At 60.0% G+C, this 14,191-nt stretch carries 12 protein-coding genes; 8 read left to right on the top strand and 4 right to left on the bottom strand.

Annotated elements, in window-relative coordinates:
• Positions 1-213 precede the first annotated feature (213 nt).
• Positions 214-714: a phosphate-starvation-inducible protein PsiE gene (locus JQ848_RS18290; RefSeq protein ID WP_003439989.1), complete on the top strand. Its 501-nt coding sequence runs from the start codon at positions 214-216 to the stop codon at positions 712-714.
• Between the two features lie 115 nt (positions 715-829).
• Here the strand turns inward: JQ848_RS18290 and JQ848_RS18285 are convergent, their stop codons facing one another.
• Positions 830-1,258 (bottom strand): HPF/RaiA family ribosome-associated protein, encoded by a 429-nt coding sequence (locus JQ848_RS18285; RefSeq protein ID WP_003439990.1) that lies wholly within the window; start codon positions 1,256-1,258, stop codon positions 830-832.
• Between the two features lie 437 nt (positions 1,259-1,695).
• Between JQ848_RS18285 and JQ848_RS18280 the strand changes: the two genes are divergently transcribed.
• The 3 genes from JQ848_RS18280 to JQ848_RS18270 all read left to right on the top strand — a co-directional run bounded on the left by JQ848_RS18280 (position 1,696) and on the right by JQ848_RS18270 (position 5,822).
• Positions 1,696-2,250 (top strand): RNA polymerase sigma factor, encoded by a 555-nt coding sequence (locus tag JQ848_RS18280; protein ID WP_083912783.1) that lies wholly within the window; start codon positions 1,696-1,698, stop codon positions 2,248-2,250.
• Positions 2,247-3,239, top strand: a complete 993-nt coding sequence (locus JQ848_RS18275; RefSeq protein WP_202211001.1) for a FecR family protein — start codon at positions 2,247-2,249, stop codon at positions 3,237-3,239. The genes JQ848_RS18280 and JQ848_RS18275 overlap by 4 nt, the downstream gene beginning before the upstream one ends.
• A 156-nt stretch (positions 3,240-3,395) precedes the next feature.
• Positions 3,396-5,822 carry a TonB-dependent siderophore receptor gene (locus JQ848_RS18270; protein ID WP_037001367.1) on the top strand — a complete coding sequence of 809 codons (2,427 nt, stop codon included), beginning with the start codon at positions 3,396-3,398 and terminating at the stop codon, positions 5,820-5,822.
• A 121-nt stretch (positions 5,823-5,943) separates the two neighbouring features.
• Here the strand turns inward: JQ848_RS18270 and JQ848_RS18265 are convergent, their stop codons facing one another.
• The gene (locus JQ848_RS18265) at positions 5,944-6,819 is read right to left on the bottom strand and encodes a helix-turn-helix domain-containing protein (RefSeq protein ID WP_003440011.1); all 876 of its coding nucleotides are present in this window, start codon (positions 6,817-6,819) and stop codon (positions 5,944-5,946) included.
• 134 nt (positions 6,820-6,953) lie between these two features.
• Here JQ848_RS18265 and JQ848_RS18260 point away from each other — a divergent pair, with 134 nt between their 5' ends.
• Positions 6,954-7,850, top strand: a complete 897-nt coding sequence (locus JQ848_RS18260; protein ID WP_003440013.1) for a DMT family transporter — start codon at positions 6,954-6,956, stop codon at positions 7,848-7,850.
• Between the two features lie 199 nt (positions 7,851-8,049).
• Here the strand turns inward: JQ848_RS18260 and JQ848_RS18255 are convergent, their stop codons facing one another.
• Positions 8,050-9,039: a 2-hydroxyacid dehydrogenase gene (locus JQ848_RS18255; protein WP_003440015.1), complete on the bottom strand. Its 990-nt coding sequence runs from the start codon at positions 9,037-9,039 to the stop codon at positions 8,050-8,052.
• Between the two features lie 84 nt (positions 9,040-9,123).
• A complete protein-coding gene (locus tag JQ848_RS18250) occupies positions 9,124-10,056 on the bottom strand; it encodes a LysR family transcriptional regulator (RefSeq protein WP_003440018.1) in 933 nt (310 codons plus the stop codon).
• A gap of 213 nt (positions 10,057-10,269) precedes the next feature.
• On the opposite strand from JQ848_RS18250, the gene JQ848_RS18245 reads away from it, so the two are divergent.
• Genes JQ848_RS18245 through JQ848_RS18235 form a run of 3 tightly spaced genes read left to right on the top strand, consistent with a single transcriptional unit; the run spans position 10,270 to position 14,181 of the window.
• Entirely contained in the window at positions 10,270-11,781 is a 1,512-nt protein-coding gene (locus JQ848_RS18245) for an efflux transporter outer membrane subunit (protein WP_202211000.1), read from the top strand.
• 23 nt (positions 11,782-11,804) lie between these two features.
• Positions 11,805-13,991, top strand: coding sequence for an FUSC family protein (locus JQ848_RS18240; RefSeq protein WP_202210999.1), 2,187 nt, complete (start codon positions 11,805-11,807; stop codon positions 13,989-13,991).
• Entirely contained in the window at positions 13,981-14,181 is a 201-nt protein-coding gene (locus JQ848_RS18235; protein ID WP_003440024.1) for a DUF1656 domain-containing protein, read from the top strand. The genes JQ848_RS18240 and JQ848_RS18235 overlap by 11 nt, the downstream gene beginning before the upstream one ends.
• The last annotated feature ends 10 nt before the right edge of the window (positions 14,182-14,191 follow it).

Genomic DNA, 14,191 nt, shown 5'->3' with positions numbered 1-14,191 from the left:
TGTATTTATATACAGCGAAAAGAATAAGCCAATCCCCGGGATTTGAATAGCGGCTTTTTTACTCTAGCCGCAATTGGTGTGCGCAGCGGGCATCCGAGGTGTCTAATAGCCGGCCGCCACCATCTCACTGGGGATGCCTGGCCTTATTTCTGCATGCAGAAAGGGCCATGTACATGCGGATGATCCGTTCGAGTCGATTCAAGGAGCTGCATCGTGAGAGTTAACAAAGCTGAAAAGCTACGTCGCCAGGTTCATGAACTGGCCGAATCGATGGGCAATCTGTTCGTCGAGACCTTCCACTATATGGCGTTGTTTGCCATTGGCGCAGTCACTGCCTGGGCGGCGGTGATGGAGTTTTTGCAGATGGTGGAGAAGGGCAATATCTCCATCGATGACATTCTGCTGCTGTTCATCTACCTCGAACTGGGCGCCATGGTCGGAATTTATTTCAAGACCAACCACATGCCGGTACGTTTCCTGATTTACGTGGCGATTACGGCCTTGACCCGCTTGCTGATCTCCAACGTCTCCCATCACAACCCGCCGGACATGGGCGTGGTGTACCTGACCGGAGCGATCTTGTTGCTGGCGCTGGCGATTCTGGTGGTGCGCTATGCATCGTCGCAGTTCCCGTCGGTGAAAATAGAGAACCCCCGGCGCAAGACCGGTGCAGGTTCAGGTGAACACCCGGAAGTGGAGAAGGGCGAGTTGTAGACGCTGTGTAAATTTGTCTCCTGCAGATTTGCGTCTCGGCAGTTTCTTCAAAGCATAAAAAAGGGCGGGCTTACCGAAGTAAGCCCGCCCTTTTTAGTACGCTCTGGGCGCTGAATCAGCTGATTTTATCGAGTTCTTTTTCTTTCTCCAAAAACTCTTCTTCAAGCAAATCATCAGCAGTCTGTTTTGGCTCTTTTTCTTCAAAGCCTTCAACGGCCAGTTTAGGGGTGTGTTTGCCACGCAGCTTGCCGAAAAGGTGCTCCAGCTTGTGCTCCAGTTTTGTCGCGGCACCTTCTACCGCTTCTGTCAGGGAATCAGCGTCGTGGGAAACGAGAAATGGCTGGTGTCCTTTAGGTCGTGCCTCCATTTTGCAACGTTTGTCTTTAGTACCTGACTTGCCACCGTTTTCATCGCTGACATGCACGATGACTCGAGTCAGGTCTTCCAAATGACGTTCGAGCGTAACTTCAACTGTCGCTGTTACCCAGTTCTGGGTACGTACGTCAACGGCGATGTTCTTATCGGAAAAGACTTCAGTTTGCATAATTCTTCCCTTATATAGCGTGCTCGTGTGAGGTCTGACGGCCTCGTGTATTCAAAGGTTCCTCGTCATCGCTCAGTTACAGTGTTTGGGCCGATGAACAAATATTTCAAGCACTATTTTCCGCAAGTCTCGCCAGCCATGACCGGCGTCAGTCTTTGATGAGACGGACAAGCCCGCGTGTGCAGGCTATGGTCGATTTATATCAAAATGCGACGACGGCTCGCCGGCTCAGATTATGTAGAACAGCATCAGGCTGCAGGAGCGAGCTTGCTCGCGAACGGTCTGCAATCATGGCTAAAAGCTCGCTCCTGCAGGGGCTGGCTCAGGTTCTGGGTTCAATCGACACCCGTAGCTGCAGGCCGTCATCTATTTTTGCATCTGATAATGTTTATCATTAGTATCGCTTTCCTTTCGACCTGTATACCGATCCCCCACCCATGACCTCTCCCGATCTCAATGAAGGCCCCGGCAGTGACACGCGTCATGGACGAGCGCATTTTCTGCAGGTGTTTTTATCTCAGCGGTTACAAATGGAAGCCCTGGTGAGCCGCCGTGTCGGATGCCGGGCTACGGCGGCCGATCTGGTTCAGGACTTGTTCCTGCGGTTTTGGCGCCGGCCCCTGGTACAGGTCGAAGAACTCAGCACTTATTTACTGCGCAGCGCCGGAAATATCGCCATCGACCATCTGCGCAGCGAAGGGGCTCGCGGGCGGATCAATCAGCACTGGCAGCCCGAGTCGGACGCCCGCAGCTGCGAGCCCCAGGCAGCACTGGAGGCGGGCAATGACTTGCGCCAGGTCGAGGCCGCCTTGCGCAGCCTGCCCGAGCGCACCCGGCATATATTTTTGCTCAACCGGATTCACGGTCGTACCTATGCCGATATCGCCAGGGTCATGGGACTGTCTCAAAGTGCCGTCGAAAAACACATGATGCGCGCCCTGGAGGCCTGCAAGGCCAGTTTGCGTGAGCCGCCAGCAGGGGCCGCGCCGTGATCAATCGTCCGGATATTGCGGTCACTGCCGAACAGGAGCGCACCGCGCTGGCGTGGCTCAGTGTGTTGCACGATCAGCCCGACAGCGGTGATCAGGCCACCTTCAGCCGTTGGCTGCTGGCCGATCCCGCCCACGCCGAGGCGTACTCCCGGGCGCAAGTGATATGGGAGCTGAGCGAAGTGGCGGGCAGTACTTTGGCGGCCGAAGAGGCGCAGGTGTTGCAAGGTTACTTGTCGGCGATCAAGGTTTCCCGGCGCAGCAGAATCAAGCACTGGTCCAGTGGGCTGGCGGTTGCTGCGTGCCTGTTGTTGACGGTCGGGGTGTTCGCGGGCTGGCAGCCGATACGCTGGCTCGATAATCTTGGCGCCGATTACGTCAGCGCGCCGGGGCAGGTACGCACCGTGACCTTGGCCGATCAGTCACGGGTCACCCTGGATGCCGACAGTGCCATTGCGGTGAATTTCAGCGCTGGTGAGCGGCATGTGGAGTTGCGGCGCGGGGTTGCGTTTTTCCACGTTACCCATACCGGCGAACCCTTTGTGGTGGATGCCAGTGGTGGCGAAGCGCGGGTACTGGGCACTGAGTTTGAAGTACGGCTGCAGCCTGCCGGGGTGCAAGTTACCGTGTTATCCGGCCGGGTCGGGGTCAAGGCGGGGGAGCACGCGCCACAGCAGATTCTTGCGGCTGACCAGCAAGTGGCCTATGCCGACGGTGCTGTGAGCGACGCGGTGCAACAGGTCGACAGTCAGGCCCGACTGGCGTGGCGCAGCGGCTCGCTGAGCTACTACAAGACGCCGCTGGCCGATGTGGTGGCCGATCTGAGGCGCTACTACCCCGGGCAAATCCTGTTGCTTAATACCCAGTTGGGCACACGCCGCATCAGCGCCAGCTTCCCCACTCAGGACCCGCAAGCAGTGCTTGCCTCCCTGCAAGGCGTGCTCGGGTTTGAACAGCACACCTTGTTCGGGCGGGTGATTGTGCTGCGTTGAGTTTCATACATGTTGATTGATCGTGGGAGCTGGCTTGCCAGCTCCCACAGGATTTTTTTCAATCAAGGGGTGAGGTAAACCCTGGGGCCATCCGTGTAGTGCTTGAAAATGCGAAAAATTCGCATTCCGTATCAGGTTGGCACACAGGTCATGAGCATGAAGTCCACGTCAGCGGCAGGCGGTTCGGTTAAACAGTGGTTGAGCGTTTCGGCTTTGATGGCCGGTCTGGTGTTAACGCCTTTGTCCGTCGCCATGGCAGCCGGTGCCACTGTGCAGCAAACCGGTGCTCTGTTTGATTTCAATCTGCCGGCCGAGCCGTTGCCCCGGGCCCTCAGCGACTTCAGCCGGCTGACCGGCCTCAGTGTGGTCTACACCGACGAAGCACCCTTCGGCCTGCAAGCCCCGGCGGTCGAAGGGCGCATGGGTGCCGAGCAGGCCTTGCAGCAGTTGCTCGCGCAGTCGGGCTTGAATGCACGGCGCACCGATGCCAGCACCTTTGCCCTCGAACCCCGACCCGAGGCCGGCGCCCTGAACCTGGGGGCCACCAGCATCACCTCCCAGGCCGTCAGTGACACCAGCTATCAGCCTCCGGCCAGTACCTCGGTGATGCGTGGCACGGGCACGTCGATGGAGATTCCGCAGACCATCAACGTGGTCGCCGCCCAGGTCATTCGCGACCAGGTGCCGCGCAATCTGGATGACGCGCTGAACAATATCAGCGGCATCACCCAGGGCAACACGCTGGGCGGGACCCAGGACTCGGTAATGAAACGTGGCTTTGGCGACAACCGCGACGGCTCGATCATGCGCGATGGCATGCCGCTGGTGCAGGGCCGGGCGCTGAATGCCGCCACCGAGCGGGTCGAAGTGCTCAAGGGGCCGGCGTCCTTGCTCTACGGAATCCAGGACCCGGGCGGGGTGGTCAACGTGGTCAGCAAAAAGCCGCAACTGCAGCAGTACAACGCACTGACGGTAAAAGGCTCCAGCTATGGTGCCGGCAAAAACGGCAGTGGCGGGACACTGGACAGCACCGGCCCGCTGGGGGATTCCGGGCTGGCCTACCGGATGATCATCGATCACGAAGATGAAGATTACTGGCGCAACTTTGGCCTGCACCGCGAGACCCTGATCGCCCCTTCGCTGGCCTGGTATGGCGACAACACCCAGGTGCTGCTGGCCTACGAACATCGCGAGTTTCTGACCCCCTTTGACCGGGGCACGGCGATCAACCCGGCCACCAATCATCCGCTGGATATCCCGGCCACGCGCCGCCTCGACGAACCCTTCAACAACATGCAGGGGCGCTCGGACCTGTATCGCCTTGAAGTCGATCACGACCTCAATGACAACTGGAAAGCCCATTTCGGCTACAGCTGGAACCGCGAAACCTACGACGCCAGCCAGGTCCGGGTGACTGCCGTCGACCCGGCCAGCGGTACCCTGACCCGCAAAATGGATGGCACCCAGGGCGCCATCACCACCGACCGCTTCACCACTGCCAGCCTGCAAGGCAAGGTTCAGGTTGCGGGCATGCAGCATGATCTGGTGTTCGGGGTGGATGACGAGTACCGCAAAATCTATCGTGCGGATCTGATTCGGCAGAACAGCCAATACCCGTTCAGCTATCTCGACCCGGTATATGGTCGCGAAGTGGCGGGCACCACGGTCAGCGCCAGTGACAGCAACCAGACCGACTTGCTGCGCAGCGATTCATTGTTCGCCCAGGACTCCATCCACCTGACCGATAAATGGATTCTGGTGGCAGGCGGCCGTTTCCAGAAGTACGACCAGCTCGCGGGCAAGGGCATCCCGTTCAAGGCCAACACCGATACCAACGGCGTCAAATGGATACCGCGGGCGGGTCTGGTCTATCAATACAGCGATGAATTGTCGTTCTACGGCAGCTACACCGAATCGTTCAAGCCCAACTCCAGCATCGCTCCCCTGACCGGCGGCGTGGTCCTGGATTCGGCCATCGCCCCGGAGCAGGCCAAGTCCTGGGAGCTGGGGGCCAAACTGGATATTCCAGGGCGCATCACCGCCAGCGCGGCGCTGTTCGACATCAAAAAGCGCAACGTTCTGGTATCCACCACCGTGGGTGATGACACGTTGTACTCGACGGCAGGCCAGGTCAGCTCCCGCGGCCTGGAACTGGATGTCAGCGGTCAGTTGAGCGAACAGTGGAGCCTGATCGGCAGCTATGCCTACACCGATGCCGAAGTCACCAAGGACGCCACCTACCAGGGCATGCGCTTGCAGAACGTGGCTAAAAACAGCGGCTCGCTATCGGCGGTCTATGACTTTGGCAACATTGTTGGCGGCGACAAATTGCGGGTCGGTGCCGGAGCGCGCTATGTGGGTGAGCGTGCAGGCGACGCCCTGAACGATTTCGACCTGCCGTCCTACACCGTGGCCGATGCCTTTGCCACCTACGACACCCAGCTCGAAGGGCAAAAGCTCAAAGTGCAGCTCAACGTCAAAAACCTCTTCGACCGGGTTTACTACACCTCGGCGGCGAGCCGGATGTTTGTCTCCATGGGTGATGCGCGGCAAGTGAGCGTATCCACCACCCTGGAGTTCTGACCCGCCCCCGCCCCCTGCAGGAGCGAGCTTGCCTCGCGAGCTCTTCAGCAATCTCGCAGATAGCCCACAGCTCGCGAGGCAAGCTCGCTCCTACAGGTTAATTTGGTTGATGTTGTGGCTTTCAAGGCCTGAACGCCGCCCGATACTCTCCCGGCGTCCCCCCCAGGGTCTGTTTGAACCGGTTGGCGAAGTGGCTGGCGCTGGCAAAGCCGCAGGCCAGTGCAATGTCACCCAGCCCCATCGCGCTGTTGCGCAGCAAATCCCGGGCGCGAGCCAGGCGGCGCGCCAGCAGATACTGGTGAGGCGGCACGCCGAAACTCTGGCGAAACATGCGGGCAAAGTGGTAAGGCGACAATGCGCAGTGCGCGGCCAGTTGGCCAATGTTCAACGGCTCGGCCAGCTGCTGCTCAATCATGTCCACCAGCTGGCGCCGTTGATACGCCGCCAGCCCGCCCTTGAGTTGCAGCCCGCTGCGCATCCCCACCTGACTGAGCAACGCATGATCGAGCAACTCGCTGGCCAGGCTGCTGGTGAGCAGGCGTTCGCCGGGTTCGCTCCAGTTCAGCTGGATCAACTGATGAAAGCGCCGGGTTTGTTGTTCGTCATCGAAAAAGGTGATTTCGCGCAGTTGCAGCTCGCGAGGTTCGCGGTCGAGCAATGTCACGCAACCCAGGGCGAATTGCTCCTGGCTGACATACACATGGGCCAGGCGAATGGCGCCATTGATCACCCAGGCCGACTGATGATCGGCAGGCAGCACGCAGAGTTTGCCCGGCGCACCCGTTGCCCCCGGCTGCTCCCGGCGAAAGGTCCCGGTGCCGCCCGAGATGTAGCACGACAGGGTGTGGTGAGTCGGCGCCTGATAGTCGCGGGCATCGTGATGGTTGGTCCACAAGGCTGCGGCCATACCGTCACCGAGCTCGGCACTGTGCTCCAGACGGGCATTGGGCGAGCGGCTCATGGATTGAAAAACTTGCAGGGTATCGAATGCAGACATGGTGATTACTCCAACCCTTCGCATCCTACTCCGTCGCATCAGCGCTGCCAGCCCCGGGGCCACAAAAGCGCAAGAATCTGCAAGTGCGCCCCGGCATTGCATCGCAGACTGCAAGCCATCTCCAGGAGCTTGCCATGAACCTATCCCTGTACTTGTTGACCGTGTTGATCTGGGGCACGACCTGGATCGCCCTCAAACTGCAATTGGGGGTGGTGGCCATACCGGTGTCCATCGTCTATCGCTTTGGCCTGGCGGCACTGGTGCTGTTCGCGGTGTTGTTGCTGACGCGTCGGCTGCAAACCATGAACCGGCGCGGGCATCTGATTTGCCTGGCGCAGGGCCTGTGTCTGTTCTGCGTCAACTTCATGTGCTTTTTGACCGCCAGTCAGTGGCTGACCACAGGCTTGATCGCCGTGGTGTTTTCCACCGCCACGCTGTGGAACGCGCTGAACGCGCGGATCTTCTTCAAGCAGAAAATCGCCCGCAACGTAATCGCCGGAGGTGCACTGGGGTTGTTCGGGTTGGGGCTGCTGTTCTGGCCGGAGTTGAGCGGGCATACCGCGACCCCGCAGATCCTGCTGGGGCTGGGGCTGGCATTGATCGGCACCCTGTGTTTTTCGGCGGGCAACATGCTGTCGAGCCTGCAGCAAAAAGCCGGGCTCAAACCGCTGACCACTAACGCCTGGGGCATGCTCTATGGCGCCGGCATGCTGGCGCTGTACTGCGCCTTCAGCGGCATTGCGTTCACCATGGAATGGAACACCCGTTACATCGGCTCGTTGTTGTACCTGGTGATTCCGGGTTCGGTGATAGGTTTCACCGCCTACCTGACCCTGGTCGGGCGCATGGGCCCGGAGCGGGCAGCGTACTGCACGGTATTGTTTCCGCTGGTGGCACTCAATGTGTCGGCGTTTGCCGAGGGCTACCAGTGGACAGCACCGGCACTGGCCGGTCTGGTACTGGTGATGCTGGGCAACGTGCTGGTGTTTCGCAAACCCCGGGTGGTACCTATGGCCGCAAAACTGGCCTGAACCTCGAACCTCGAACACCGCCCCCCTGTAGGAGCGAGCTTGCCTCGCGAGCTGTTTAAAAAGCTCGCGAGGCAAGCTCGCTCCTACAGGATCAGATCAGGATCAGATCAGATCAGGATCAGGATCAGATCAGGATCAGGATCAGATCAGATCAGATCAGGATCAGATCAGATCAGATCAGGATCAGATCAATGCCGTATCAGCCTTTAAAGACCTGCGGGTTCACCAGATCCTGCGGGCGTTCGCCCAGCAGGGCACTGCGCAGGTTGTCCAGGGCACGATTGGCCATGGCTTCCCGGGTTTCATGGGTCGCCGAGCCGATGTGCGGCAAGGTCACGGCGTTTTTCAACGCAAACAACGGTGACTCTGCCAGCGGCTCTTTCTCATACACATCCAGTCCCGCGCCGCGAATTGTACCGTTTTGCAGGGCTTCGATCAGCGCCGGTTCATCCACCACCGGACCACGGGAGATATTCACCAGAATCGCGCTTTTCTTCATCAGCCCCAGCTCGCGCCGGCTGATCAGGTGTCTGGTTTTTTCGCTCAGCGGTACCACCAGGCACACGAAATCGGCTTCGGCCAGCAACTGGTCCAGGCTGCGGAACTGCGCCCCCAGCTCTTGCTCGACGGCAGTCTTGCGGCTGTTGCCGCTGTAGAGGATGGGCATGTTGAACCCCAGGCGACCACGACGGGCGATGGCCGCGCCGATATTGCCCATCCCCACAATGCCCAGGGTCTTGCCATGTACGTCGCTGCCAAACAACGCAGGCGGCACGCTGGCCTGCCATTGCCCGGCCTTGGTCCATGCATCCAGTTCCGCCACCCGGCGGGCGCTGCTCATGATCAGGGTGAAACCCAGGTCAGCGGTGCTTTCGGTGAGCACGTCCGGGGTGTTGGTCAGCATGATCCCGCGTTCGTTGAAGTAGTCGACATCGTAGTTGTCGTAGCCCACCGATACGCTGGAGACCACTTCCAGTTGCCTGGCGTTCTCCAGTTGCTTGCGCCCCAGCTTGCGGCCCACGCCGATCAAACCGTGGGCGTGGGGCAGGGCTTCATCGAACTGGGCATTGAGATCGCCCAGCTTGGGATCGGGCACGATGACGTTGAAATCCTGTTGCAGGCGCTCGACCATCCGGGGGGTGACACGGCTGAAGGCAAGTACGGTTTTCTTGGTGCTGGAAAGGCTCATCTGAACAAGACTCATCGGCTGTCGGGAATGTAAGCACGCTAACATTCCCGCCGTTCATCCGCCAATACCTGAAGGTTTCGACTGTCAGCTATAGGTCGCCAGCTCAGTCTGATGGGCTGCCAGAATCTCCGGCAACGACCCGCGCATGTACTCCACCCAGGTTTTGATCTTCGCATCCAGGTACTGGCGCGAGGGGTAGATGGCGTACAGGTTCAGCTCCTGGGAACGGTACTTGGGCAGCATGCGCACCAGGGTGCCGTTGCGCAGACCTTCGATGGCCGCATACACCGGCAAAATGCCGACGCCCATGCCGCTGGTAATGGCGGTTTTCATCGCATCGGCCGAGTTGACCAGAAACGGCGAGGAGTTGATCAAGACCATCTCCTGACCTTCCGGCCCTTCGAATACCCATTTATCCAGCGCGATCACCGGGCTTACCAGGCGCAGGCAAGCGTGGTTGAGCAGGTCGCCGGGCTTGTCCGCGGTGCCATTGGTTTTCACGTAGCCGGGGGAGGCGCAGACGATGCTGTAGGTGATGCCCAGACGTTGCGAAACAAACCCGGAATCCGGCAGCTCGCTGGCGAGCACGATGGACACGTCGTAGCCCTCGTTGAGCAAGTCCGGCACGCGGTTGGCCAGGGTCAGGTCGAAGGTCACATCAGGATGGGTCTTGCGATAACGGGCGATGGCGTCGATCACATAGTGCTGACCGATGCCGGTCATGGTGTGCACCTTGAGCTGGCCGGCCGGGCGCGAGTGGGCGTCACTGGCCTCGGCTTCGGCTTCTTCGACATAGGCCAGGATCTGCTCGCAGCGCAACAAATAACGTTTGCCGGCTTCGGTCAGGGCGATGCGTCGGGTGGTGCGGTTGAGCAGGCGGGTTTGCAGGTGGGCCTCAAGGTTGGAGACCGCGCGCGAGACGTTGGCCGTGGTGGTATCCAGCATGGCAGCCGCGGCGGTGAAACTTCCGGCTTCGGCTACGCAACTGAAGGCGCGCATGTTTTGCAAAGTGTCCATGGAGTGCTCTCAAGTAGGGGCAACGACAACAAGCAGCGACAAATTGTGACACGAAGTTTCAGCGTTTACTGGCAGGTTTGCATAAGACCAACGGATTATCCCAAGAATGGTAATAAAGATTCACATTAATGCCAGCTTATCGCTGCACCTGCCAGAGCCTAGAATTGTGTTCTTCAGTTTTATCCCTCCTTTCTCCCTCAGGTATTTGCAGCAGTGCAACGTCGCAATAGCAGAGAGCTTAAAGCCCTCAGTGTTCTGGCTTTATCGTTGGCATTAAACGGCTGCATCAGCTTCGGTGGTATCGGTCCAAAAGACACGATGCTCGCCGCTAATACTCTGGTCACCGACGAGGCCATTGAAAACGCCGCGCAAGACGCCAACTGGCCCAAGGCTCAATGGTGGCACGCTTATGGCGACCCGCAACTGGATGCCTGGATCAGCCTTGCAGTGCAGGGTAGTCCAACCATGGCCATGGCTGCCGCCCGTGTGCGTCAGGCCCGGGCCATGGCCGGGATCGCCGAGTCGGCGCAGTCGCTGCAGATCAATGGCGACTCGACGCTCAAACGCCACAACTGGCCGTCTGACCAATTCTATGGCCCCGGTGAGCTGGACAATTCCACCACCTGGGACAACAACGCGGCATTGGGCTTCAGTTTTTCCCTCGACCTGTGGGGCCGCGACAGCAACACCACCGAACAGGCCGTGGACATGGCGCACATGAGCGTCGCCGAAGCGCGCCAGGCGCAACTTGAATTGCAGAACAACGTGATTCGCGCCTATATCCAGTTGTCCCTGCACTTTGCCCAGCTCGACATCATCGAGTCGACCCTGCATCAGCAAGAGCAGATCCTCGATCTGGCGCAAAAGCGTCTGGACGGCGGCATCGGCACGCACTTCGAAGTCAGCCAGGCGCAAGCCCCGCTGCCCGAAATCCATCGCCAGATCGACGCCCGGGAAGAAGAAATCGCCCTCACCCGCAACCAGCTGGCCGCCCTGGCGGGCAAAGGGCCGGGGGAGGGTGCTCGTCTCAAGCGGCCGGTGCTGGCGCTCAATACCGCACTCAAACTGCCTTCCAGGCTGCCGGCCGAACTGCTGGGCCAGCGTCCGGACGTGGTGGCCAGCCGCTGGGAAGTGGCGGCCCAGGCCCGTGGCATTGACGTGGCCCATGCCGACTTCTATCCCAACGTCGACCTGGTGGCCAGTCTTGGCTTCATGGCCACCGGTGGCGGCGCCCTGGAGTTTCTGAGCGCGAAAAAACTCAACTACAACGTCGGCCCGGCGATTTCGCTGCCGATCTTTGATGGCGGCCGCCTGCGCTCGCAACTGGGTGTGGCTGCCAGCGGTTATGACATGGCCACAGCCAAGTACAACCAGACCCTGGTCACTGCGCTCAAGGGCATTTCCGATCAGTTGATCAAGCGCGAGTCCATGGACAAGCAGCAGGTGTTCGCCGCCGAGTCGGTTGCGGCAGCACAGAAAACCTATGACATCGCCATGCTTGCCTATCAGCGCGGCCTTACCGACTACCTCAACGTTCTCAACGCGCAAACCCTGCTGTTCCGTCAGCAGCAAGTGCAGCAGCAGGTCCAGGCCGCACGCCTGGTTGCCCATGCCGAGTTGGTGACAGCGCTGGGTGGCGGCCTTGGTGCCGGCAGCGATGTGCCGAAACAAGATCGTTACGTGCCCGACAAACCGCCAGCTGTCATGGCGCCGTTTGTACATTGATGCTCAACCCCGAGAGCCTGTAAATGAACCACTTGCCCGCCCCGGTACGCTGGCTGTATTCCCTGGAATGGCGCCGTGGCTTCTATGACTGGGTGCGCAGCGATGGCGTGACCTGGGTGCACATTTTCAAAGTATTGGTCGCGGCCTTTTTGACCCTGTGGCTGGCCATGCGCCTTGAGCTGCCACAGCCACGCACCGCGATGATCACCGTATTTATCGTGATGCAACCGCAAAGTGGCCAGGTGTTCGCCAAAAGTTTTTACCGGTTTTTGGGCACCCTGACCGGCTCGGCGGTGATGGTCGCGCTGATCGCTTTGTTTGCTCAGAACACCGTGTTGTTCCTTGGCTCGCTGGCGATCTGGGTCGGCATCTGCTCGGCCGGTGCGGCCCGTTGCCGTAACTTCCGGGCCTATGGTTTTGTCCTGGCCGGTTACACCGCAGCGATGGTCGGCCTGCCCGCACTGGCCCATCCCGATGGCGCCTTTATGGCCGCGGTCTGGCGAGTGCTGGAAATCTCCCTGGGCATCCTCTGTTCTACGGTGGTCAGTGCTGCGATCTTGCCCAAGACCGCAGGCGCGGCCATGCATGACGCGCTGTACAAACGCTTTGGGGTCTTCGCCGGTTTTGTGGCTGAAGGCCTGCGCGGGCAGTCCTCGCAAGAGGAGTATGAAGCCAGCAACGTGCGTTTTATCGCCGAGAGTGTTGGCCTGGAAGGCATGCGCAGCGTAACGGTGTTTGAAGACCCGCACATGCGTCGTCGCAGTGGCCGTTTGAGTCGTTTGAACAGTGAGTTCATGGCCATCACCACCCGCTTCAATGCTCTGCACCAATTGCTTGCGCGTCTTCGTAGCCGCGGTGTGGTGCAGGTGGTATCGGCCATCGAACCGGAACTGGAATTGCTCGCGCAGTTGCTCGAGACCTACGCCGGGCGCTCGTTGACGGACAAGGACGCGGTGCTGCTGGCCGAGCAGCTGGAGACATTCAAGGCCGGCCTGCCGGGGCATGTGCGTGCACTGCGGGTGAGCTTCCTTGAAACCGATCCGGGCCCTTCGGATTTCCTGGACTTCAACACGGCCTATGAACTGTTGTTCCGCTTTGTTGACGACCTGCACAACTACGCACAGACCCACGCCTCGCTGGTTGATCACACCCACGAGCGGGAGCGTTGGGACCAACCCTTCATCTCGCAAACCAACTGGTGGTCGGCGGCCGCCTCGGGGATTCGGGCAGCGTTCATTCTGGTGGTGCTCGGCACCTACTGGGTGATGACGGCCTGGCCCAGCGGCGCCACCATGACCCTGATTGCCGCTGCTACCGTGGGGTTGTCCGCAGCCACCCCCAACCCCAAACGCATGGCGTTCCAGATGGCCTGCGGCACCTTTATCGGTGCGTTGGTGGGCTTTGTCGAAATGTTCTTCGTGCTGCCCCGCATCGACGGTTTCCCGCTGTTGTGCCTGGTACTGGCGCCGGTGATCATATTTGGCTCGTTCCTCACCTCGCGGGCCAAATACGCCGGGGTTGGCCTGGGCTTGCTGATCTTTTTCAGTACCGGCTCGGTACCGGACAACCTGACGATCTACAACCCGTACCAGTTCATCAATGACTACATCGCGATGGTGCTGGGCATGCTGGTCTGCGCGGCAGCGGGGGCGATCATTCTGCCGCCCAACAGCCGCTGGTTATGGAGCCGTCTGGAGCAGGACCTGCGCGAGCAGGTGGTGTACGCCATCAGCGGCAAGTTGCGCGGTCTGGGTTCCAGCCTGGAAAGCCGTACCCGCGACCTGATGCACCAGGCCTATGGTCTGGCTGCCGGTCAGCCCAAGGTGCAGCGCCAATTGTTGCGCTGGATGTTTGTGGTGCTGGAAGTCGGTCACGCGATCATCGAGTTGCGCAAGGAGCAGGCAATTCTGCCTGTGCATCCGGCCTACGCCGAGTCTCAGCCATGGCGGCAGGCCATCCGGGTGATGGGCCGGGCGCTGGTGCGTCTGTTCATCGCGCCCAGTAACAGCAACCTTGAACGTGCACTGATTGCGGTTGATCACGCCATCGGCCGGGTTCAGGCCACCGATGAACCGTTCGCCCGTAACTTTGATACCTCGGCGCTGGTCCGGGTGCAGAGCTACCTGCATTTTATCCGTACCTCTCTGCTCGATCCGCAATCGCCGCTGGCGGCCTACGCCCGGCCGCAAGGAACTGAACATGCCTCGTGAAATCGCCTTCCACGGCGTCTACATGCCCAGTATGACCCTGATGTTTTTTATCGCGGCGGGGTTGGCATGGGGCTTTGACCGACTGATTTCCGGTTACGACCTGTACCGCTTCTTCTGGCACCCGGCGCTGCTGCGCCTGAGCCTGTTTGCTTGTCTTTTTGGCGCCATGGCGCTCACTGTTTACCGTTGAGACCGATCCG

The organism is Pseudomonas paraversuta (assembly GCF_904067025.1).
Classification (GTDB): domain Bacteria; phylum Pseudomonadota; class Gammaproteobacteria; order Pseudomonadales; family Pseudomonadaceae; genus Aquipseudomonas; species Aquipseudomonas paraversuta.
The sequence above is the reverse complement of the archived record's forward strand: the minus strand, read 5'-3'. Positions and strand labels throughout refer to the sequence as shown.